At 66.4% G+C, this 20562-nt stretch carries 20 protein-coding genes; 12 read left to right on the plus strand and 8 right to left on the minus strand.

From position 1 onward, the window contains the following. Positions 1-3: 3 nt before the first annotated feature. The 3 genes from ACW17Z_RS18575 to ACW17Z_RS18585 all read right to left on the minus strand — a co-directional run bounded on the left by ACW17Z_RS18575 (position 4) and on the right by ACW17Z_RS18585 (position 2478). Positions 4-486 (minus strand): Hpt domain-containing protein, encoded by a 483-nt coding sequence (locus ACW17Z_RS18575; RefSeq protein ID WP_492057073.1) that lies wholly within the window; start codon positions 484-486, stop codon positions 4-6. Positions 487-577: 91 nt separating this feature from the next. Then, entirely contained in the window at positions 578-1360 is a 783-nt protein-coding gene (locus ACW17Z_RS18580) for an NAD kinase (RefSeq protein ID WP_419321141.1), read from the minus strand. 32 nt (positions 1361-1392) lie between these two features. Then, positions 1393-2478, minus strand: a complete 1086-nt coding sequence (locus ACW17Z_RS18585) for a DUF2336 domain-containing protein (protein ID WP_492058559.1) — start codon at positions 2476-2478, stop codon at positions 1393-1395. Between the two features lie 170 nt (positions 2479-2648). Between ACW17Z_RS18585 and glpK the strand changes: the two genes are divergently transcribed. Both glpK and ACW17Z_RS18595 read left to right on the plus strand, forming a co-directional pair. Continuing rightward, on the plus strand, positions 2649-4142 hold the full coding sequence (gene glpK / locus ACW17Z_RS18590) for a glycerol kinase GlpK (protein WP_492057074.1): 1494 nt from the start codon (positions 2649-2651) through the stop codon (positions 4140-4142). A 153-nt stretch (positions 4143-4295) separates the two neighbouring features. Then, the gene (locus ACW17Z_RS18595; protein ID WP_492057075.1) at positions 4296-5267 is read left to right on the plus strand and encodes an SMP-30/gluconolactonase/LRE family protein; all 972 of its coding nucleotides are present in this window, start codon (positions 4296-4298) and stop codon (positions 5265-5267) included. Positions 5268-5294: 27 nt separating this feature from the next. Here the strand turns inward: ACW17Z_RS18595 and ACW17Z_RS18600 are convergent, their stop codons facing one another. Together ACW17Z_RS18600 and ACW17Z_RS18605 are read right to left on the minus strand one after the other, a co-directional pair. Next, entirely contained in the window at positions 5295-5978 is a 684-nt protein-coding gene (locus tag ACW17Z_RS18600; RefSeq protein ID WP_492057076.1) for a uracil-DNA glycosylase, read from the minus strand. Next, the gene (locus tag ACW17Z_RS18605; RefSeq protein ID WP_492057077.1) at positions 5968-6567 is read right to left on the minus strand and encodes a LabA-like NYN domain-containing protein; all 600 of its coding nucleotides are present in this window, start codon (positions 6565-6567) and stop codon (positions 5968-5970) included. Before ACW17Z_RS18605 ends, ACW17Z_RS18600 begins: the two co-directional genes overlap by 11 nt. Before the next feature lie 12 nt (positions 6568-6579). Here ACW17Z_RS18605 and folK point away from each other — a divergent pair, with 12 nt between their 5' ends. The 3 genes from folK to ACW17Z_RS18620 all read left to right on the plus strand — a co-directional run bounded on the left by folK (position 6580) and on the right by ACW17Z_RS18620 (position 9942). Then, complete coding sequence (gene folK, locus ACW17Z_RS18610) at positions 6580-7095, plus strand: 2-amino-4-hydroxy-6-hydroxymethyldihydropteridine diphosphokinase (protein ID WP_492057078.1); 516 nt, start codon at positions 6580-6582, stop codon at positions 7093-7095. 136 nt (positions 7096-7231) lie between these two features. Beyond that, the gene (gene rpoZ / locus ACW17Z_RS18615; protein WP_035049486.1) at positions 7232-7591 is read left to right on the plus strand and encodes a DNA-directed RNA polymerase subunit omega; all 360 of its coding nucleotides are present in this window, start codon (positions 7232-7234) and stop codon (positions 7589-7591) included. A 257-nt stretch (positions 7592-7848) separates the two neighbouring features. Beyond that, entirely contained in the window at positions 7849-9942 is a 2094-nt protein-coding gene (locus tag ACW17Z_RS18620; protein ID WP_492057079.1) for a RelA/SpoT family protein, read from the plus strand. Here the strand turns inward: ACW17Z_RS18620 and ACW17Z_RS18625 are convergent. Continuing rightward, positions 9939-10340, minus strand: coding sequence for an NUDIX domain-containing protein (locus tag ACW17Z_RS18625; protein WP_492057080.1), 402 nt, complete (start codon positions 10338-10340; stop codon positions 9939-9941). The genes ACW17Z_RS18620 and ACW17Z_RS18625 overlap by 4 nt on opposite strands. Before the next feature lie 82 nt (positions 10341-10422). On the opposite strand from ACW17Z_RS18625, the gene pyrE reads away from it, so the two are divergent. Continuing rightward, positions 10423-11010: an orotate phosphoribosyltransferase gene (pyrE, locus tag ACW17Z_RS18630; RefSeq protein ID WP_419251679.1), complete on the plus strand. Its 588-nt coding sequence runs from the start codon at positions 10423-10425 to the stop codon at positions 11008-11010. Here pyrE and ACW17Z_RS18635 read toward each other — a convergent pair whose 3' ends face one another. Continuing rightward, entirely contained in the window at positions 11011-12597 is a 1587-nt protein-coding gene (locus ACW17Z_RS18635; RefSeq protein WP_492058560.1) for an amidohydrolase, read from the minus strand. A gap of 240 nt (positions 12598-12837) precedes the next feature. Here ACW17Z_RS18635 and ACW17Z_RS18640 point away from each other — a divergent pair, with 240 nt between their 5' ends. From ACW17Z_RS18640 to rnc, 5 genes are all read left to right on the plus strand, one after another. Continuing rightward, positions 12838-13596: a pyridoxine 5'-phosphate synthase gene (locus ACW17Z_RS18640; RefSeq protein ID WP_492058561.1), complete on the plus strand. Its 759-nt coding sequence runs from the start codon at positions 12838-12840 to the stop codon at positions 13594-13596. Next, the gene (acpS, locus tag ACW17Z_RS18645) at positions 13593-13985 is read left to right on the plus strand and encodes a holo-ACP synthase (RefSeq protein WP_492057081.1); all 393 of its coding nucleotides are present in this window, start codon (positions 13593-13595) and stop codon (positions 13983-13985) included. Before ACW17Z_RS18640 ends, acpS begins: the two co-directional genes overlap by 4 nt. A gap of 24 nt (positions 13986-14009) precedes the next feature. Then, entirely contained in the window at positions 14010-14303 is a 294-nt protein-coding gene (locus tag ACW17Z_RS18650; protein ID WP_492057082.1) for a YciI family protein, read from the plus strand. A gap of 132 nt (positions 14304-14435) precedes the next feature. After that, the gene (gene lepB, locus ACW17Z_RS18655) at positions 14436-15290 is read left to right on the plus strand and encodes a signal peptidase I (RefSeq protein WP_492057083.1); all 855 of its coding nucleotides are present in this window, start codon (positions 14436-14438) and stop codon (positions 15288-15290) included. A 24-nt stretch (positions 15291-15314) separates the two neighbouring features. Continuing rightward, positions 15315-16010, plus strand: coding sequence for a ribonuclease III (gene rnc, locus ACW17Z_RS18660; protein ID WP_492057084.1), 696 nt, complete (start codon positions 15315-15317; stop codon positions 16008-16010). A gap of 45 nt (positions 16011-16055) precedes the next feature. Here rnc and ACW17Z_RS18665 read toward each other — a convergent pair whose 3' ends face one another. Next, entirely contained in the window at positions 16056-17852 is a 1797-nt protein-coding gene (locus ACW17Z_RS18665; protein WP_492057085.1) for a phosphoenolpyruvate carboxykinase (GTP), read from the minus strand. 515 nt (positions 17853-18367) lie between these two features. Between ACW17Z_RS18665 and egtB the strand changes: the two genes are divergently transcribed. Next, entirely contained in the window at positions 18368-20533 is a 2166-nt protein-coding gene (gene egtB, locus ACW17Z_RS18670; protein ID WP_492057086.1) for an ergothioneine biosynthesis protein EgtB, read from the plus strand. Positions 20534-20562: the final 29 nt, after the last annotated feature.

A 20562-nucleotide genomic window follows, 5' to 3' on the forward strand; every position in this document is an offset into this window, starting at 1 on the left:
CGTTCAGGCCTTCAGATATTCCGTAACCCGGCCTTCGAGTTCTTCGGCGAGGGCCTTGCCGACGGGGTGCGTGTCGACCTTGATGTCGCCGCGCACCGCCGCCTTGATGGCGTCGATATGGGCGTCCACCAGGAACATCGGCGCGGACAGCCGCGTCTCGGGCTCGTCGATCAGCTTGCACAGCGAGGCGGCCATGCGGGTGATCAGCGGGAATTCGTAGGTGGCGCCCAGACCCTTCAGGTCATGAGCACGAAGATACAGGGTCTCGACCGTGACGGCGGTCAGGCCTTCCGTCTTGACGTCCTGCCGCGCGGCCTCGAGCTTGGTGATTTCGTCCTGCAGCCACTGAGCGAAATTGCCGGACAAGCTCTTGAGAGCAGCCTCGGCCTTGGCGATCGCGGCCATGTCGATGCCGCCGCGTCCGCCCACCTTAAGCTTCAGCATGTTGGGCACTTGGATCACTTCGGCGGTGGGCTTAGTTGTCAAGATTGCCTCCCCGGCGGCGGATATTTCGAGAGCGTTATCATAGCAGGCGTTAACAACGAATGAGACCTGCGTTTCTCTGCGGCGCAACGTCTCAGGCGGAGAACTGTTCTGCGAGTACGCGTTCATCAAGGCTGCGACCGGCGTCGAAGAGCATCGCCAGGCTGGTGCCGCGGTCTTCAGAGATATGGACTTCGAGCACGTCGCGAACCTCGAAGTTATCAGCGACGGCGCTGACCGGGCGCTTGTCGGCCTCGATGATCTCGAAGGTAATGCGCGCCGAGCGCGGCAGTAGGGCCCCACGCCAACGCCGGGGACGGAAGGCGCTGATCGGTGTGAGCGCCAGGACCTGACCGCCGATGGGAATGATCGGTCCGTGAGCCGAGAGGTTATAGGCTGTCGACCCGGCCGGCGTGGCGATCAGGGCCCCGTCGCAGACCAGCTCGCTCATCCGCACCTTGCCGTCGATCGAAATGCGCAGCTTGGCCGTCTGGCGGGTCTGGCGCAGCAGCGAGACCTCGTTGATCGCCAGGGCGCGGTGGTTGCGACGATGGGAGTCGATTGCGGTCATGGCCAGGGGGTGGATTACGGCGCGCTCGGCGGCGTTGATCCGCTCCAGCAGGCCGTCCTCGCTGTATTCGTTCATCAGGAAGCCGACCGAGCCGCGGTTCATGCCGTAGATCGGTGTCTGGCTGGCAATGGCGCCGTGCAGGGTTTCCAGCATGAAGCCGTCGCCGCCGAGAGCCACGATCACCTGAGCTGACTCCTCGCCGACGTCGCCATAGCGGGCGATCAGGCGATCTCGCGCCTCCTCGGCTTCGGGGCGATCACTGGCCTTGAATGTCAGGCGAGTCAGGAAGGGCTGTGGCTGGTACATCGGGCCCAAGAGGCGCGAAGCCTCCCGGCTTGTCAAACGGCGCCGACGGCCTGTCGGAAAGCCATTCCGGCGATGTCAGGCGTGAACGGGCCAAAGGCGCTGCCGGCGCGTCTGGCGCCCTCGTCGCCGCCGCCGGGGCGACCGCCGTTCAGCTGGCGCACATGTTCCAGGATGGTCGGAAACACGCTGCGATCGATGCCGACCGCCGAGCAGGCCAGGGCCAGAAGTTCTGGGCGATTGCTATCGATGGCGCGGCGGATCTGGGGGGATTCGAAGCGGCCCAGACGCGCAAGGGCCGTAACAAACAACGTCAGGCGGCCTTCGCGCAGCACCCGCAGCAGGTAGCCGGGCCGCAGTTGCCCGGCAGCGTCGAGCTTTTCGACAAGCGAGCGCTCCATTTCCGCGCGATCTTCGTCCGACTCGATACCCCCGTCCTGGGCCGGGCTGTCACCGCGATGGGCAGCCCGGAGGGTTTGGTCGAGAGCGAGCGCAATCGTTTCGGGATCGAGATGGAAGCGGCTCGTAAGGGCGTCGCGCAGGGCGCTTCCGACCCACAGATAAAGCTGTTCAGCCAATTCGCTGGAAAGCAGAGGATGACGCGCCAGCGGAGAACGCAGGGCGACGATGTCCTTGGCGCGCCCGACAAGGCGACGCAGACTGTCGGGCGAGAGCTCGGCGGTGTCGTTGCTGGCCAGGGCCGTCAGGACAGCGTGCTCGTCACGGGCCAGAATGGCTTCGACCACAGAAGCCGACAGGCGCGGGCGTCGCGCGACCTCGATCTGATGCTCCAGGGTGGCCTGAACCATCAGGCGAATCAGGTCGTGATCCTGCAGCACCTGACTGCGGGCGATGATCGGGCGGGCGATCTCGATCTCGTCGAGCGCCAGGATGTTGATCAGCGCCGACGGGGCCCAAGGCGCGTCGGCCAGGCGTTCAGACAGACGCTGGCGAATGTCGCGCTCGGCTTCGACGACCAGAGTCATGAAAATGGAGTCGAGCAGGCGCTGGATGTCGGGATCGGTCGGGGCTCCGGCCGACTGGCCAGCTTCGCAAAGTTCAATGATGCCAGTGAGCAGCCGTTCGCGATCGCCCGGATCGCGGCTGCGCGCCAGTGTCAGAAGCTTGGCGGTTTGGACGGCTTGGATGACCAGCCTCCTCGAATCCCGAATTGTGTGAGGATGACCTTGCTGTCAGCAAATGAAAACATGCTTAAACAGGGCTGCCCAACAGTCGATTAAGAACAGCGGCGAGTTGTCACGGGCGAAGCTTGAGGACGGGAGGCGCGAGCATGGCTGAACAACTGATTCTGGCCCTGGATCAGGGCACAACCAGCACCCGTGCGATACTGTTCGATGCGACAGGCGGGGCCCTGGCCGATGCGACGCGGCCTTTGCGTCAGAGCTACCCTGCCGACGGCTGGGTGGAGCACGACGCCGAGGAAATCTTCGCGGCCTGCGTGGCTGTGATGAGAGAGGCCATGGAGACGTCCGGTCGCGATGTCGCCGACGTCGTCGCCATTGGCGTGACCAACCAGCGCGAAACGGTGGTGGTCTGGGACAAGGCGACGGGGCGACCGATCCATCCGGCCATCGTCTGGCAGGACCGGCGCACGGCCGACGCCTGCGACCGGCTGCGCGCGGCGGGCCACGAGGCGCAGGTCTCCCAGGTGACAGGGCTATTGCTGGACCCCTATTTCTCGGGGGCCAAGATCGCCTGGATCCTCGACCGCGTTCAGGGCGCCCGGGCGCGCGCCGAGGCCGGCGAGCTGCTGTGTGGCACCATGGACAGCTGGGTGATCTGGCGGTTGACCGGTGGAAAGGTCCACGCCACGGACGCCACGAACGCTTCGCGCACCCTGCTGTTCGATATCGAGGCCCAGGCGTGGTCGCCGGCGATGCTCGACCTTCTCGACGTGCCGGACAGCCTGCTGCCCAGGGTTCTGGACTGCGCTGACGACTATGGCGTCACGACGGTCGACATTCTGGGCCGTGAGGTGCCGATCCGGGGCGTTGCCGGCGATCAGCAGGCGGCGCTGATGGGGCAGGGCTGTATCCGGCCTGGCCAGATGAAGGCCACCTACGGCACCGGCTGTTTTATGCTCATCAACACCGGTGATACCCGCCCGGTGTCGCGTTCGCGCCTGCTGACCACCGTCGCGGCGCGGGTCGGCGGCAAGACGACCTATGCGCTGGAAGGATCCATCTTCGTCGCCGGCGCGGCCATCCAGTGGCTGGGCGAGGGGCTGGGGATCACCGGCGGTCCGCGCGCCGCCGAGGCGCTGGCGCGAGCGGCCAAGCCCGACCACAGCGTTGTGGTGGTGCCCGCCTTCACCGGGCTGGGCGCGCCTTGGTGGGACGCGGGCGCCCGGGGCGCGATCTTCGGACTGACGCGGGACGCAGGCCTGCCGGAGATCGCGGCGGCCACCTATGATTCCTGCGCCCTGCAGAGTCGCGACCTGATCGAAGCCATGCGCGCCGATGCTCCGGAAGCTTTCGGAGACGATGCCCAGCTCCGGATCGACGGGGGCATGTCCAAGAGCGCCTGGTTCTCGCAGCGGCTCGCGGACCTGACGGGCATGCAGGTCCAGCGGGCCAGCTATCTGGAAACCACCGCCTTGGGTGCGGCGCTGTTCGCGGGCCTGGGGGCCGGCGTCTATGCCTCGCTGGAAGAGGCCGCCGCCGCGCGTCCTGCTGCCGAAGGTTTGATCCCGTCCATGCCCTTGCATCAGCGCGAGGCGGCCTATGCGCGTTGGCTGGACGCGGTGCCGCGCGTTCGCAGCTGACTTTTTTGACCCTGACGCATAACGCGGGTCGCCAGGGCAGGGGCCTATTGCTATGACATCGCTGTCATAACATGAGGACTCAACCGCATGACGCCGACGCGCCGTTCCATCACCCTGGGGGCCAGCGCCGCCGTTTTTGCAGGAGGGATTTCCGTGTCCGCTCAAGCCGCTCGCCCAACGGTCGGAAGCATCCGGCGCCTGTCTGCCGCGCTGGATGCTGTCATCGCTTTGGACGCCAGGATCGAGCCATTGGCGGACGGCTTCGTCTGGTCTGAAGGGCCGGTCTGGGTGAGGGATGGCGGCTATCTCGTCTTTTCCGACGTACCGGCCAACACGATGTATCGCTGGAGCGAAGCGGACGGCGCGAGCGTGTTTCTCAAGCCGTCGGGCTATGACGGCCCGCCGACCAAGGCGTTCCGCGAGCCTGGCTCAAACGGCCTGGCGCTGGACGCTTCGGGCGCGCTGCTGGTCTGCGACCATGGGAACCGGGCGATTTCCAGAGTCGATCTGAAGACCAGGCAGAAGACGATCCTGCTTGACCGCTATCAGGGCAAGAGATTCAGCAGTCCCAACGATCTGGCTGTCGTCCAGACGGGGGCAATGGCCGGCGCGATCTATTTCACGGATCCGCCCTACGGCCTTGAGGGCATGAACGACTCGCCGCTGAAGGAGATGGCGTTCAACGGCGTCTATCTGCGGCGCCCCGACGGCTCGGTCGTTGTGGTCGATGACAAGCTGACCTTCCCCAATGGACTGGCGCTGACTCCGGATGAGAAGCGGCTCTATGTCGCCGTGTCCGATCCTGAAGGGCCGGTGATCATGGCCTATGACCTTGGCGATGACGGCCTGCCGGTGAAGCGCCAGCTGTTCTTCGACGCCATGGCCCTGCACAAGGCCGGCGGCGCGGGCCTGCCGGATGGGATGTGCCTGGACACTGAGGGGCGCCTCTACGCCACGGGCCCTGGCGGTGTGCTGGTGATCACGCCAGCCGGCCAGTTGATCGGCGTCATCGACGCGGGTCGCCCCGTCGCCAACTGCGCGTTCGGCGAAGACGGCCACACCCTGTTCCTGACCGCCGACGACATCCTGGCCAGGGTGCGCCTGAAGACAACCGGCCTGATCTAGGCGGCGGAGCTTCTGATTTCTGCGCCTCTAGTCGGCCGCATCGATATAGGCCTTCACGCGGGCGAACAGGTCCTCGAACATCGGTGTGGTGAGGCGGCCCGTGTTCGTGTTGAGACGCGAGCAGTGATAGCTGTTGAACACCCGATAGGGGCCGGCCTGAAACTCCGAGCCGTGGCCGGGGATGCCCGCAGAGCCTTTCAGGCCAAGGGCCTTGAGCACATTGCGCCGCGACACGTCGCCCAGGGTGACGATGGCCTTGAGCTTCGGGAACGCCTCGATCCGCTTGGTCAGGAACGGCCGGCAGGTGTTCTCCTCGCTGGTCTCGGGCTTGTTGCCGGGCGGGGCGCAGCGGACGGCGTTGGTCACCGCGCTGCCGATCAGCTTGAGGGAGTCGTCCGGTCGCGCCTCGAACTTGCCGGTGGCGAAGCCGAACTTGATCAGGGTGTCGTAGAGCAGGGTCCCGGCATAGTCGCCGGTGAAGGGCCGCCCGGTGCGGTTGGCGCCCTTGCGACCGGGGGCCAGGCCCACGACCAGCAGTCGCGCGTCCCGGTCGCCGAACGACGGGGCCGGGCCGTTGAACCAGTCGGGATAGAGGTCCTGGTTCTCGCGGCGATAGGCCACCAGGCGCGGGCACAGCGGGCAGTCGCGCGGCGGCTCGGCGGGCGAGGGGACTGTTTCGCCGGCGATGTTGGAACGCTGCTCAGTATTCATCGTCCGCCTCGCGTTCGGCCTGGGTGCGAGCGTCGGCCATCGGACGCGGCGCGGGCGCGCGCTGAGGGCGGCCGACGATATTGGCCAGGTCGTTCAGGTCGACGAAGTCATCAGCCTGGCGACGCAGGTCGTCGCTGGTCATTGGCGGCTGGCTCTTCATGGTTGAAACCACGGTCACCCGGCGACCCTTGCGCTGCACGGCCTCGACCAGGGCGCGGAAGTCGCCGTCGCCGGAGAACAGCACCAGATGGTCTGCGGTTTCGGCCATCTGCAGCATGTCGACGGCGATCTCGACGTCCATGTCGCCACGCCAGCGCTTGCGGCCCTGGCTGTCGGTGAACTCGCGCGCCGGCTTGGTGACCAGGGTAAAGCCATTGTAGTCGAGCCAGTCGACCAGCGGCCGGATCGGCGAATAGTCGTCATTCTCGTTGATGGCGGTGTAGTAATAAGCCCGGATCAGAACGCCCCGCTTTCTGAACTCGTCGAGCAGCTTGCGGTAGTCGATGTCGAAGCCCAGCGCCTTGGCGGCCGAGTAGAGGTTGGCCCCGTCGATGAACAGGGCCAAACGGTCTGTGGGATAGAAGGTCAAAGCGGCAATTCCTTGGAAAATACGGTCGATCAAAATGGCTTGGACGAGGCCATTATCGTGGCGCTCGGCTGTAATCTGTCGGGAGCCTACACGAGTCGCGAAGCCTTGTTGGAAGCCGCGCTGGAGGCCTTTTCCTCAGAGGGCCTCGCTGTGGTGGCGCGCTCGTCGTGGTGGACATCCGCCGCCTGGCCTGATCCTGCCGGGCCTGCCTATCTGAACGGTGTAGCGGTGGTGGAAACCTCGCTCGATCCGGCGGGGACTCTCGCAGCCCTGCATCGCATCGAGGCGCGCTTTGGGCGCGCGCGCGGCGAACTCAATGCTTCCAGGACTCTGGATCTCGACCTGATCGCGCACGGTCGCAGGGTGATTTCCGACGTCGTGATGGCGCCGCACCCGCGCGCTCACGAGCGCCTGTTCGTGATGGGTCCCTTGGCCGAGATCGCGCCGGATTGGCGCCATCCCGTCAGCGGCGAGACCGCCGCCCACCTGGCGGACGCCGCCAGCATTGGGCGCGACGCTAGGCCCTGAACTTCGCGCACTGGACTTACCGGCGCGAAGCGGGCATAAGCGCCCCCTCGCGAAAGACGGGCAAAGACTCAGCGGCGTTGCGTAACGCCGCTCAAACCCTTATTTTGCAGAGCATCACGGCTAGCCCGAGGAATTCATGGCCCGCGTCACCGTCGAAGATTGCGTCGAGAAGGTTCCGAACCGTTTCGCACTGGTTCTGCTGTCCGCCCATCGGGCGCGCGGCATCTCGGCCGGCGCCGCCCTGCTGGTCGATCGTGACAACGACAAGAACCCGGTCGTCGCCCTGCGCGAGATCGCCGACGACGTCGTCGATCACGAAGGCCTCAAGGAACAGCTGATCAGCACGCTGCAGCGCGTCGATGAGCACACCGAAGCCGAAGAAGAAGCCGAGACCCTGGCCCTGCTGGCGGATCCGAGCCACATGCAGATGAGCGAACTGGAACTGGTTCGCGCCCTGCAAAGCGACCGCGATGGCGGTCAAGAGGAACGGTACTGAGCCCCGACGGCACAGACCCTCTGATTCTTGAAGCGGCGCCTGCCGCCGCTCCATCCGAACGCGCGTCCGAAGTTCCCCCGCCTGGGGCGGACTCGGGCGCGTCGTCGTTTCTGGCGACCAGCGAGGTCCAGGCCATCCCGACGCCGGCCGCCAAGCCGCGCCAGAAGATTCTTCGCCAGTACGAACTGATTGAGCGGGTCCATTCCTACGACCCGACCGCCGACGAAGCGCTGCTGAACCGCGCCTATGTCTACGCCATGCGCATGCACGGCAGTCAGACCCGGGCCAGCGGCGATCCGTACTATGCCCACCCCATCGAGGTGGCCGGCATTCTGACCGAGTACCGGCTCGACACCGCGACCATCGTCACGGCTCTGCTGCATGACGTGATTGAGGACACGCCCGTCACCCGCGAGGACATCGCGGGTCTGTTCGGCGACGAGATCGCAGAGCTGGTCGAGGGCGTGACCAAGCTTTCCAAGCTGGAGCTGCAGGCCGAGCATTCGCGCCAGGCCGAGAACCTGCGCAAGTTCATCCTGGCCATCAGCAAGGACGTTCGCGTCCTGCTGGTGAAGCTGGCCGATCGTCTGCACAACATGCGGACGCTGCACTTCATCAAAAGCCAGGCCAAGCGCGAGCGCATCGCCCGCGAGACGCGCGACATCTACGCGCCCCTGGCCCGCAACATCGGCTGTCACCGCATCTGTACGGAGCTGGAGGAACTCAGCTTCGAGCATACCAACCCGGTGGCCCGCAATGCGATCATCCGACGGCTGGACACCCTGCGCGCCGAGCAGGGCGGGGCGGTGGCGCTGGTCTCGCAAGAGATCGCGGCGCGACTGGAATCCGCGGGCGTTCCGGCCCGGGTCTTTGGTCGGGAAAAGTCGCCCTATTCGATCTGGCGCAAGCTGCAGCGCAAATCGATCGGCTTCTCGCAGATGTCCGACATCTACGCCTTCCGCGTGATCGTCGACAGCGAGGAGGACTGCTATCGCGCGCTGGGCGTCCTGCACCGGTCCTGGTCCAGCGTGCCTGACCGCTTCAAGGACTTCATCTCGACGCCCAAGCGCAACAATTATCGCTCGCTGCACACCACCGTCGTGGGGCCGCGCGGCATGCGCATCGAGATGCAGATCCGCACCGAAGCCATGGACCGCGTCAACGAAGAGGGCGTCGCCGCCCACTTCCGCTACAAGGACGCTTCGTACGGTCTCGATCTGGAAGGCATGGAAGCGGCAGGCGGTCGCGATCCGCTGGCCAACCTGCGCCAGCTGGTTCAGGTGCTGGAGCATGGCGGCGACGCCGAGGAACTGGTCGAGCACGCCAAGCTGGAGATGTTCCTCGACCAGGTTTTCGTGTTCACGCCCAAGGGCAAGCTGGTCAGCCTGCCGCGCGGCGCCATGCCGCTCGACTTTGCCTATGCCGTTCACACCAGCGTCGGCGACACCTGCATTGGCGTGAAGATCAATGGCGAGCTGAAGCCGCTCCGCACCGGCCTCAACAACGGCGACGTGGTTGAGGTCATTCGGGGCTCCAAGCCCGTGGTCCCACCGGACTGGCGTTCGCTGACCGTGACCGGCCGCGCGCGCTCGGCGATCCGCCGCCACATCCGCCAGACCGAGAAAGAAGAGTTCCTGCGCCTGGGCAAGGCCTCAGTGGAGCAGATCTTCGAGCGGGCTGGCAAGAAGTTGAAGGACGTCTCGCTGCGCCCGATCCTAGAGCGGTTTGCGCTGGACAGCGACGAGACTCTGTTCGACGCCGTCGGCCGTGGCCGGGTCTCGCCCAGTCAGGTTCTGGAAACCGCTTTTCCGGGCATGAAGGACAGCGACATGGCCGCCGCCTCGGCCCGTCGCAAGATCGAGGGCGGCAAGGGCGCGCGCCTCTATGTGCGCGGCGGCGGGCTGACGCCTGGCGTCTCGCTGCACTTCGCCCAATGCTGCAGCCCGGTGCCGGGCGATCGCATCGTCGGCATCCTTCGCGAGGATGGCGACGCGGGCCAGGATGGGGGGCTGGACGTCCACACCATCGATTGCCCCAAGCTGGCCGACTACGAGGATCGCGAGGATCTGTGGCGCGACCTGAACTGGACGCCCGAGGCTGAGCGCGAGACGGTGTCGCTGACCCGCCTGCACGCCACGATCCAGAACGCGCCGGGCGTGCTGGGCCAAGTGTGCACGATCATCGGCGAGGCCGGCGGCAATATCGTCAACCTGCGCATGCACCATCGCCAGAGTGACTTTTTCGACACCGACATCGATGTCGAGGTGCGCGACGCCAAGCACCTGACCAATATCTCGGCGGCGCTGCGGGCCTGTCCTTCGGTCGAGACCGTGGACCGGACGCGGGGTTAGGCTTTCAGCGCCGTGATAGCGTCGGCCGTAGAAGCCGTCAGTGGCGAGGGCAGGGCGTTCAGAGCGAACCAGCCCCACTCCGACAGCGCGTGGTCTTCCTGGATCACCGGCTCGCCTTCGAACCGCTCCGTTCGATAGGTGATCGCCACCCAGTGATAGTCGTCGGCGATCATGTCGGTCACGGCCAGCACCGGTCCGGCGACAATTCTAACCCCCAGTTCCTCGAGGATTTCGCGTTCGGCGCAGGTGCGGGCGGCTTCGCCCCAGTCGAGCTTGCCGCCGGGAACGCCCCAGTGTGCGGCTTCGGGAGGCTTGACCCGCTTGACCAGCAGCAGGCGACCCTGGTCGTCGAGGATGGCGGCGCCGCAGCCGATGCGGGGGCGGAGAGGTTCGGTCATGGGGGCGATAGAGCCAAATCCGATCCGCGACGCAAGGCGTGACCCCGTTTGAAGACTCGCGCGCCTCAGCTATATCCCCGCCATGACCAATGATGACGTCCTCGACGAATTCCGCGCCGCAGGGGCCCTGCGCGAAGGCCACTTCGTGCTGTCCAGCGGCCTGCACAGCCCGGTCTTCCTGCAGAAGAACCTGGTGTTCATGCGGCCCGAGCGCTGCGAGCGCCTGTGCAAGGCCCTGGCCGAGAAGATCATCGCCACCGTCGGCCAGCCCGATGTGGCGGTGTCGCCGGCCGTGGGCGGGATCATCCCCGGTTATGAGACCGCTCGTCACCTGAACGTCGCCTCGATCTATGTCGAGCGCGAGGGCGGCGGGTTCAAGTTCCGGCGCGGCTTCCATCTGGAGCCCGGCCAGAAGGTCGTGATGGTCGAGGATATCGTCACCACCGGCCTGTCGTCGCGCGAGTGCATCGCCGCAATCCAGGAGGCCGGCGGCGACGTCATCGCGGCGGCCTGCATCGTCGACCGCTCGGGTGGCAAGGTCGATGTCGGCGTGCCGCTGGTCTCGCTGTGCAGCCTGGAAGTCCCGGCCTATCCGGCCGACGCCCTGCCGCCGGAGCTGGCCGCGATCCCGATCGAGGATCCCGGCAGCCGCCGGCTGAAGGCTCAGTAATCACTTGGCCGGAGCAGGTGGCGTCAGCTGCTTGACCGGCCATTCGACGCCCAGCTGTTCCAGATAGGTCCCGTACTTGCCGGGATCGTAATAGAATCTGCTCATCGCCGGCCGGTAGGTCGCCATGATGTTGGCGTTGATCTGGGTCTGGGGCTTGTCGGTGGCCGCCAGCATCGGCACGTATTTCTGGTCCTTGGTCTGGACGTCCTTGAAATAGCTGCTGGCCGCGGCCAGCAGCTTGGGCTGGGTCAACAGGTCCAGGGCCGTCATCGCCACCACCTTGGAGCCCGCCGCCACGCCCTTGTGGGCGATGGGCGTCGCCATCGAGATGGCGTTGGCCCAGTGGTGGCCGGGTAGTTCAGGGATATTGGCCGGATAGTTGATCGTGATGGTCGGCATGATCCACGAAATGTCGCCGATATCGTCCGACCCGCCGCTTTCCGGCTTGGGATCCGGCGCCGACAGGCCCTTCAGCTTGACGTCGAGACCGGTCTGCTTGGGCGCGCCGATATTGGTCTGCACGGCCTTGGCGAAGGCCTGCTCGTCGGCGGTCCAGACCGGCAGTCCGACCGCTTCGATATTGGCCTGGGCGGCCTGTGCCATCGGGCGGTTGAAGTGGCGCGGCGCGGCCGTGCCGATCACCTGGTGGTCGACCTTGGTGTCGGTCATGTCGGCCGCAGCCTGGGCGATCCGGTCGCCGATGGCGTAGTTCTTCTTGATCGCGTCGAAGCTCTGCTCGCGGAAATAGTACCAGACGCTGGCTTCGGACGGCACGACATTCGGCTGATCACCGCCATCGACGATGACGTAGTGCGAGCGCTGCTCGGGCCGCAGGTGCTCGCGGCGCATGTTCCAGCCGATGTTCATCAGCTCGACCGCGTCCAGGGCGCTGCGACCCCGCCAGGGGGCGCCGGCCGAGTGCGCGGACTCGCCGTGGAAATTGTACTTCACCGACACCAGGCCCGTGCCCGTGGGCTGACCCCAGGTGGTGGCGAGGTTGGAGCCCACATGGGTGAAGATCGTGGCGTCCACGCCGTTGAAGACGCCGTCGCGGACCATGTAGGCCTTGCCGGCCACCAGCTCCTCGGCGACGCCGGGCCACAGCATCAGGGTGCCGGCGATGTTCTCCTTGATCATCAGATCCTTGAGCGCCAGGGCCGCGACGACGTTCAGGGCCTGGCCGGAATTGTGCCCCTCGCCATGGCCCGGCGCGCCGGGAACGATGGGGTCGTGCCAGGGCACGCCGGGCTTCTGCGACGCCTTGGGAATGCAGTCGATGTCGCTGCCGAAGGCGATGGTCGGACCGTCCTTGCCGTTCGTCCAGGTCGCGGTCCAGGCCGTCGGAATGCCCGACACGCCGCGCACAACGGTGAAGCCGTTCTCCTCCAGCACGCCGGTGATGTATTTCGAGGTCTCGATCTCCTGGAAGCCCAGCTCGCCGAAGGAGAAGATCTGGTCGTTCATCACCTGGGACAGCTTGGCTCGGGACTCGACGCCGGCCACGGCCTGCGCCTTCAGGACCTTGAGCTTGCTGGCTGAAACGGTCGGCGCCGCCATGGCTGAAACGGCCGTCGTGGCCAATAGCATCGCGAGGGCCGCAGCCTTTGCCGTTCTCAGGATCATGTCGAGCGCCCCCAATTGCCAAGCGAGAACTTTCAACGCCGCAGTGGGCGCTGTCCATGCCGTTTCCGCAAGTCTGACCAGAACCATGCGCCTGTCACTTTTCTGGTCTCCACCCACGGCCGGGAAGGGGATAGACTACCTTCGACGGCCAGCCATCGGCCGCCGATCGCGTTCGAGGGCGGTAAAATTCTTAGCGAGCATCAGATCAGCGTCCGACTGGGCGTCAATATCGACCACGTGGCCACGATCCGGAACGCGCGCGGCTCCAGCTATCCCGAGCCGGTGCGCGCCGCCGAGCTGGCCCTGGCCGCCGGCGCCGACGGAATCACCGCCCACCTGCGCGAGGATCGTCGGCATATATCCGACGCCGACATCGCGCTGCTGAACGACCTGTGTCTCAAGCGTGGCAAGCCGCTGAACTTCGAGATGGCCGTCACCGACGAGATGGTCGGCATCGCCCTGAAGGCCCGGCCGCACGCCGCCTGCCTGGTGCCCGAGCGCCGCGAGGAAGTGACCACCGAGGGCGGCCTCGACGTGGTGCGCGGCTATGACGCCATCGCCGCCGCCACCGTTCGGCTTCGCGAAGCCGGCGCCCGGGTGTCGTTGTTCATTGACGCCGAGGCCGGCCAGATCGAGGCCTCGCACCGCCTGGGCGCCCAGGTGATCGAACTGCACACGGGCGCCTATTGCGACGCCGCGCGGGCCGGGGAGGTCGATCGGGCCGCCGCCATCCTGCGCCGCCTGCAGGACGGCGCGGCCTTGGCCTCGAGCCTGGGTCTGGAGGTTCACGCGGGCCACGGCATCGACTACGCCACGGTCAAGCCGATCGCGGCCATCCCGCAGATCGCCGAGCTGAATATCGGCCACTTCCTGATCGGCGAGGCGATCTTTGTGGGTCTGCCTCAGGCCATTTATCGGATGCGGACCCTGATGGACGCGGCCCGCGCCGAGCTGGCCGCGTGATCATCGGCATCGGTTCGGACCTGTGCGACATCCGGCGGATCGAAAAGTCGCTGGAGCGGTTCGGCGACCGGTTCACCAACAAGGTGTTCACCGACATCGAGCGCACGCGGTCCGAGCGCAAGCCTGACCGCGCCAGCAGCTATGCCAAGCGGTTCGCCGCCAAGGAGGCGTGCTCCAAGGCCCTGGGCACCGGTCTCAAGCGCGGCGTACATCTGGCCGGCATGGGCGTGGTCAACCTGCCGTCGGGCAAGCCGACCATGGCCCTGACCGGCGGCGCGGCCGAGCGATTGGCCTCCATGGTGCCCGAAGGCATGACGCCGGTGATCCACCTGTCGCTGACCGACGATCATCCCTACGCCCAGGCCTTCGTGATCATCGAGGCCATCTGAACCGCAAAACAGGACGCCGGGTCGATGAGCGAGTTTCTTCTGTTGATGCATGGCGACGCGGTCAACGAGGCGGCGGCGGACTGGTCGGCCTATCTGGACGGACTGGCTCAGGGCGGGCGTTTGCGCGGCGGCAGCAGCCTTGGCGGCGGCGCCTGTTTTCGCAGGGACGGGGCGTCGCGACCAACGTCCGATTATCTGACCGGCTTCATCAGGGTCGCGGCGGAGAGCCTGGAGGACGCGCGATCCTGCCTGGCCGGCAATCCCGTCTATGAGGCCGGGGGAACCGTGGAAATCCGTCTTCTGGTCGAGGATGAATAGCCTCTGCGCGACCGCCCAACCTCCGCCATGAAGGCGAGTTAACCGGCGTGGAGCTTGCCCGTAGAGTAAAGCGCGTCTAGCTAAGCCTGTCCGGTTCGCCGGAACCCCATTGTTCGAGAGCCCAGCGCCCGTATGACCGACGCCGCCGACGATAACGCGCCGCACCACGAACAGGGGGGCGCCGTCAAGGAATTCATCGAGATCATCAAGACGGTGGCCTATGCCCTGGGCATCGCCCTGGTGCTGCGGGTCCTGCTGTTCCAGCCCTTCACCATCCCGTCCGGGTCGATGGAGCCCAACCTGCTGGAAGGCGACTACATCATCGTCAGCAAGTTCAGCTATGGCTGGAGCAAGCACTCGATCCCGTTCAGCCCGCCGATCCTGAATGGCCGGATCCTGGACAAGGCGCCCAAGCGGGGCGACATCGTCGTCTTCAAGCTGCCGCGTGACAATCGCACCGACTATATCAAGCGCCTGATCGGCATGCCGGGCGACAGGGTCCAGGTGCGCGGCGGCGTGGTCATCATCAACGGCAAGCCCTTGCCCATGGCCACGCGCGATCCGGCCCTGGTCGACATGGGCTATGGTTTCACCCAGCAGGTTCAACGCTTCGAGGAAACCAATCCCGAAGGCCGCAAGTACCAGACGCAGGACTACGGCCCCGACAGCCGCGGCGACAATACCGGCATCTACACGGTGCCCGAGGGCTGCTATTTCTTCATGGGCGACAACCGCGACAACTCGGCCGACAGCCGGTTCGACCCGGGCGTCTCGCCGTTCAAGACCGGTCCCGGCGTCTGCAAGTGGGACTATGAGCTGGACCAGTATATCGGCGACGAGGTCGGGGTCGGCTTCGTTCCGGCCGAGAATCTGGTCGGCAAGGCCCAGATCATCCTGCTGTCCTGGAACCGCAAAGCAGCCCTGTTCAAGCCCTGGACCTGGGTTCTGGACGCCCGACCCAGCCGCTTCTTCCGCGTTCTGAAGTGATCCCCAGGGAAGCGATAAGTGTCCATGGATAGACGGGTCGTCGCCGTCGGCGACCTGGAGCGCCGGATCGGTCACACATTCAGCGACCGCGCGCTGCTGGAACAGGCCCTGACGCACGCTAGCGTCGGAGACGGCGCCAAGAAGACCGCCGACAACGAGGTCCTCGAGTTCATCGGCGACCGCGTGTTGGGCCTGCTGGCCGCCGAGGCCCTGGCCGAGCGGTTTCCGCAGGCCAAGGAGGGCGAGCTTGCGCCACGCCTCAACGCCCTGGTCAGCCGCGAGACCTGCGCCCGCGTGGCCCGCGCCGCCGAGCTGGGTCCGGCCCTGCGTCTGTCAGCCTCGTCCAGCAAGGTGGGCGGCCGCGAGACCGACTCCATCCTGGCCGGCGGTTGCGAGGCCCTGATGGCGGCCCTCTACCGCGATGGCGGGCTGGAGACGGCGCGCCGGGTGTTCCTGGACCTGTGGAGCGCCGAGTTCGACCGCTCCGCCCACGGCAAGCCGCGCGATCCCAAGACCGCGCTGCAGGAGTGGGCTCAGGCCCAGGGCAAGCCCTTGCCGACCTATGGCGTCAAGGACCGCACCGGCCCCGATCACGCGCCGGTCTTTACCGTCCAGGTGACTGTCGCCGGCGTCGATCCTGTGCTCGCTACCGGCCGTTCGCGCCAGGACGCCGAGAAGGCCGCCGCCAAGGCGCTGCTGGAGCGCGAGGGGGCGGAGTAGGGGCCAGTCCGGCGGACTGAGACTTCCTGGCCCCCTGCGCCGAGCTTAAACGCTTTCCAGGGTTCTGCTTTCCGCAGCGGCGGGCGTGAGCCGGCCGGTCAGGGCTTCCAGCTGGGCATAGAGCGCCTGAGGCATGCGCGAGCCGAGGCGCTTGTAGGCGTCCAGGATCAGGGTGGCTTCCTCCAGCCAGATCGACCTGTCGACCGTCAGCAGCAGATTCAGCGCCGCCTGGTCGAGTCCCAATCCGGACACATCCAGCGCGCCAGAAGCGGGAAGGCGGCCGATGGCGCTGTCCACGGCATCCGCCTCGCCTTCGAGCCGCTCGACGATCCATTTCAGGACGCGGGCGTTTTCGCCATAACCGGGCCAGACGAACTTTCCGGTCTCGTCCTTGCGGAACCAGTTGACGAAATAGATGCGCGGTAGCTTGGCGGGATCGGCGCTGGCCCCGACCTTCAGCCAGTGGCTGAAATAGTCACCCATATTGTAGCCGCAGAAGGGCAGCATGGCGAAGGGATCGCGGCGCAGTTCGCCGATCTTGCCTTCGGCTGCGGCGGTGCCTTCCGAGGCCACGTTCGAGGCCAGGAACACGCCGTGCTCCCAGTCGAAGGCCTCGGTGACCAGCGGCACGGCCGACGCGCGGCGGCCACCGAACAGAATGGCCGAGATCGGCACGCCGGCCGGATCTTCCCACTCGTCGGCGATGACCGGGCACTGGCCGGCCGGTACGGCGAAGCGGGCGTTCGGATGGGCGGCCGGTTCGCCCACGGCGGGGCTCCAGGCCCGGCCCTTCCAGTCGGTCAGCCCCTCAGGCGGCGTGGGCGTGAGGCCTTCCCACCAGACGTCGCCATCGGCGGTGAGGGCGACATTGGTGTAGATGCAGTTGGCGTGCAGGGTGTCGATGGCGTTGCGGTTGGTCAGCACCCCGGTGCCGGGCGCCACGCCGAAGAAGCCCGCTTCGGGATTGATCGCATAGAGCCGGCCATCGGGCCCGAAGCGCATCCAGCAGATATCGTCGCCGATGGTCTCGGCCTTCCAGCCGGGCAGGGTGGGCTGCAGCATGGCCATGTTGGTCTTGCCGCAGGCGCTGGGGAAGGCGGCGGCGACGTAGCGAACCTTGCCAGCCGGCGAGGTCAGCTTGAGGATCAGCATGTGCTCGGCCAGCCAGCCTTCGTCGCGGGCCATGACCGAAGCGATGCGCAGGGCGTAGCACTTCTTGCCCAGAAGCGCGTTGCCGCCATAGCCCGAGCCATAGGACCAGATTTCCCGGCTTTCCGGGAAGTGGACGATGTACTTGTCGTCATTGCAGGGCCAGGCGACATCGGCCTGACCATCCTCAAGCGGCGCGCCCAGGGTGTGAAGGGCGGGCACGAAGAAGCCATCGTCGCCCATGGCGTCCAGCGCGGCCTGGCCCATGCGGGTCATCACCCGCATCGAAACGGCCACATAGGCGCTGTCGGTGATCTCCACGCCCAGGGCGCTGATCGGCGAGCCGACCGGGCCCATCGAGAACGGCACGACATACATGGTGCGGCCGCGCATGCAGCCGTCGAACAGGCCATGCAGGGTGGCCCGCATTTCCACGGGGTCGCGCCAGTTGTTGGTCGGGCCGGCGTCTTCCTGATCCTGCGAACAGATGAAGGTGCGGCTCTCGACCCGGGCGACGTCTCGCGGATCCGAGGCGGCGTAAAAGGAGTTGGGGCGGAGTTCGGGGTTCAGGCGCTTGAGCGTGCCGGACGCGATCAGTTCGCCGGTCAGGCGCTCCCACTCGGCGTCCGAGCCGTCGCACCAATAGATGGCTTTGGGCTTGGTCAGGGCGGCGACTTCGTTGACCCATGTCACGAGACGCGCGTGTCTGGTCGGGGGCGCGATGGCGCCGGGCCCTTCATTTTGCATTGCTCATCCTGCCTGCGCATTTTGGCGAAACTATTGTTCGCCTTGATCGTGAGTATAGCGTCCCAAGGCGCGGCGGATAGACTGTCTTATCTATGACAACGTTGTCGCTTTGTGGATTGGCGCAATGTTGCCCGTTAAGTATCCGCGAAGTGATGGCGGGCGATGTTTATCGGGGCGCTGGCTCATCGGCCGCTGGCCAGTTTTGGGCGTGGGCCACGGTCCTTGGAACAGCGTCGTCACGGTGCGTTTTGTCGTTCGAGCGTGGCGCGGTGGACCAGGCTGGACGCGTTGATCCCGGCCCCGGGCCTCGCAAGGACGCGGCAAAGCCCGTCTCAGGGCGCCGCCTGCAACAGCCACCGCGGGAGCAGCTATTGAAACTCGGCCTTGGAACACCCAAGCTCTAGGCACGTTGTCCTCGGCCGGGCCTCGTCAAAGCCCGGTCTTGGCCGCCAGGAGAGCGCATGAGCCCGGACGACCTGCACGCTTCGGAGGCCGTCCAGGCCTCCGTCGCGCGAGACGTGGAACGCTACCAGGCAGTCAGACGGCGCACCGAGGCTATAGCGGCCCCGCTGTCGGCCGAGGATCAGGCCGCCCAGTCGATGGCTGACGCCAGTCCGACGAAGTGGCACAGGGCCCACACGACCTGGTTTTTCGAGACCTTCCTGCTGATCCCCTATCTCGATGGCTATGCGGTGTTTGATCCCCGCTTTGGCTACCTGTTCAATTCCTATTACGAGGCGCTGGGCCCCCGTCAGCCGAGGCCGGCGCGGGGCATGCTGACCCGTCCTTCGACCGCCGAGGTCGGCGCCTATCGCGCCCATGTCGATGCGGCGATGGAAGGGCTGCTGTCGGGCGCGCCGTTGCTCCGGGAGGCGCGTGAGCGCCTGGACCTGGGGCTTGCCCATGAAGAGCAGCATCAGGAGCTGATCCTGATGGACGTCCTGCATCTGCTTGCCCAGTCGCCGCTGGACCCGGCCTATCAGGCCCAGCCGGGCCGCCGCGTTCAGGACGCATCGGATCCGGAGCGGTTCGTGCCGTTCGAGGGCGGTCTGGTTGAGATCGGCGCCGGTGAAACAGGCTTTGCGTTCGATAACGAGCGCCCGCGGCACAAGACCTATCTGGCGCCCTATCGCTTGAGTGACCGACTGGTGACCAACGGCGAGTGGATCGCCTTCATCGAGGCGGGCGGCTACGCCAGGCCCGAGCTGTGGCTTTCAGACGGCTGGGCGCGCGTGGTCGAGGAAGGTTGGGCGGCGCCGCTCTATTGGCGCCAGGAAGGGGACGGCTGGTCAGCCATGACCCTGACCGGGCGTCGGCCCGTCGAACGCGGCGAGCCGGTCTCGCATGTCAGCTACTATGAGGCGGTGGCCTATGCGACCTGGTCAGGGCGGCGTCTGCCGACTGAAGCCGAGTGGGAAGCCGCTGCGCGCGCGCCGGGCGCCGGAGGCCTGCGCCAGCTGCATGGCCATGTGTGGCAGTGGACCTCCAGCAGCTATGCCGCCTATCCCGGGTTTCGTCCCGGCGCGGGAGCGCTGGGCGAGTACAACGGCAAGTTCATGATCAACCAGATGGTGCTGCGCGGCGGTTGCGCGGCGACCCCACCCGGCCATACGCGGACGACCTATCGCAATTTCTTTCATCCGGAGAAGCGCTGGGTTTTCGCGGGCGTCCGACTGGCCGACGACGTCAGTATCCTGGAGCTTTCGAGCGACAACCAGTTTCGGGACGATGTGGTGGCGGGGCTCTCGGCCCGCACAAAGACGCTGCCCAGCAAGTACTTCTATGACGCCGAGGGCTCGCGGCTGTTCGAGGCGATCTGCGATCTGCCGGAATACTATCTGACCCGCACCGAGACCGCGCTGCTGCGCCAGATCGCGCCGGAGATCGCCGCGCGGATCCCCGATGGCGCGGCGCTGGTGGAGTTCGGCAGTGGGGCCAGCGTCAAGACCCGGATCCTTCTGGACGCGGCGCCGCAACTCTCGGCCTATGCGCCCATCGACATAAGCCAGAGCGCGCTGGACGAGGCGACCGTCGCGATCGAGGCCAGCTATCCCTCGCTGACCGTCGCGCCGCTGGTTGACGACTTCACGCGGGCCCTGCGGCTGCCCTCGGCCGTGGCGGGGCGTGTCGCGGTCGGGTTCTTTCCCGGATCCACCATCGGCAACTTCCCGCCGCTCGAGGCCGAAGACTTCCTGCGTCGGGCCGGCGAACTGCTGGGCGATGGCGCGATGATGGTGGTGGGCGCGGACGTCGCCAAGCCTGCCGAGGTGCTGATCCCGGCCTATGACGACGCCCAGGGCGTTACGGCGGCCTTCAACCTTAATATCCTTGCACGGATCAATCGCGAACTGGGCGGTGATTTCGACCTTGCGGGCTTTGCGCACAGGGCCGTGTGGAACGAGCCGGAAAGCCGGGTCGAGATGCATCTGGTCAGCGCGACGGCCCAGCGCGTGACGATCGCGGGGCGGACGTTCGACTTCGCGGCGGGTGAAACCATCCACACCGAGAACTCGTACAAGTATCGGCCCGAGGCTTTTGAGGCCATCGCGCGCCGGGCGGGGTGGACCGTCTCGCGCAAGTGGGAAAGCATCCAGCCCGCGTTCGGGGTCTATGTCCTGACCCGATAGGCTAGACGAACGAAAGCGCGCTGGACGGA

The organism is Caulobacter sp. GSs2, assembly GCF_058680895.1.

Excerpts from the sequence above, each read along its gene's own strand:
- ACW17Z_RS18580 (WP_419321141.1), bottom strand. The coding sequence starts at position 1,360 with ATGTACCAGCCACAGCCCTTCCTGACTCGCCTGACATTCAAGGCCAGT.
- glpK (WP_492057074.1), top strand. The coding sequence starts at position 2,649 with ATGGCTGAACAACTGATTCTGGCCCTGGATCAGGGCACAACCAGCACC.
- ACW17Z_RS18600 (WP_492057076.1), bottom strand. The coding sequence starts at position 5,978 with ATGAATACTGAGCAGCGTTCCAACATCGCCGGCGAAACAGTCCCCTCG.
- rpoZ (WP_035049486.1), top strand. The coding sequence starts at position 7,232 with ATGGCCCGCGTCACCGTCGAAGATTGCGTCGAGAAGGTTCCGAACCGT.
- ACW17Z_RS18620 (WP_492057079.1), top strand. The coding sequence starts at position 7,849 with ATGCGCATGCACGGCAGTCAGACCCGGGCCAGCGGCGATCCGTACTAT.
- ACW17Z_RS18625 (WP_492057080.1), bottom strand. The coding sequence starts at position 10,340 with ATGACCGAACCTCTCCGCCCCCGCATCGGCTGCGGCGCCGCCATCCTC.
- pyrE (WP_419251679.1), top strand. The coding sequence starts at position 10,423 with ATGACCAATGATGACGTCCTCGACGAATTCCGCGCCGCAGGGGCCCTG.
- ACW17Z_RS18635 (WP_492058560.1), bottom strand. The coding sequence starts at position 12,597 with ATGCTATTGGCCACGACGGCCGTTTCAGCCATGGCGGCGCCGACCGTT.
- ACW17Z_RS18650 (WP_492057082.1), top strand. The coding sequence starts at position 14,010 with ATGAGCGAGTTTCTTCTGTTGATGCATGGCGACGCGGTCAACGAGGCG.
- lepB (WP_492057083.1), top strand. The coding sequence starts at position 14,436 with ATGACCGACGCCGCCGACGATAACGCGCCGCACCACGAACAGGGGGGC.
- rnc (WP_492057084.1), top strand. The coding sequence starts at position 15,315 with ATGGATAGACGGGTCGTCGCCGTCGGCGACCTGGAGCGCCGGATCGGT.
- egtB (WP_492057086.1), top strand. The coding sequence starts at position 18,368 with ATGAGCCCGGACGACCTGCACGCTTCGGAGGCCGTCCAGGCCTCCGTC.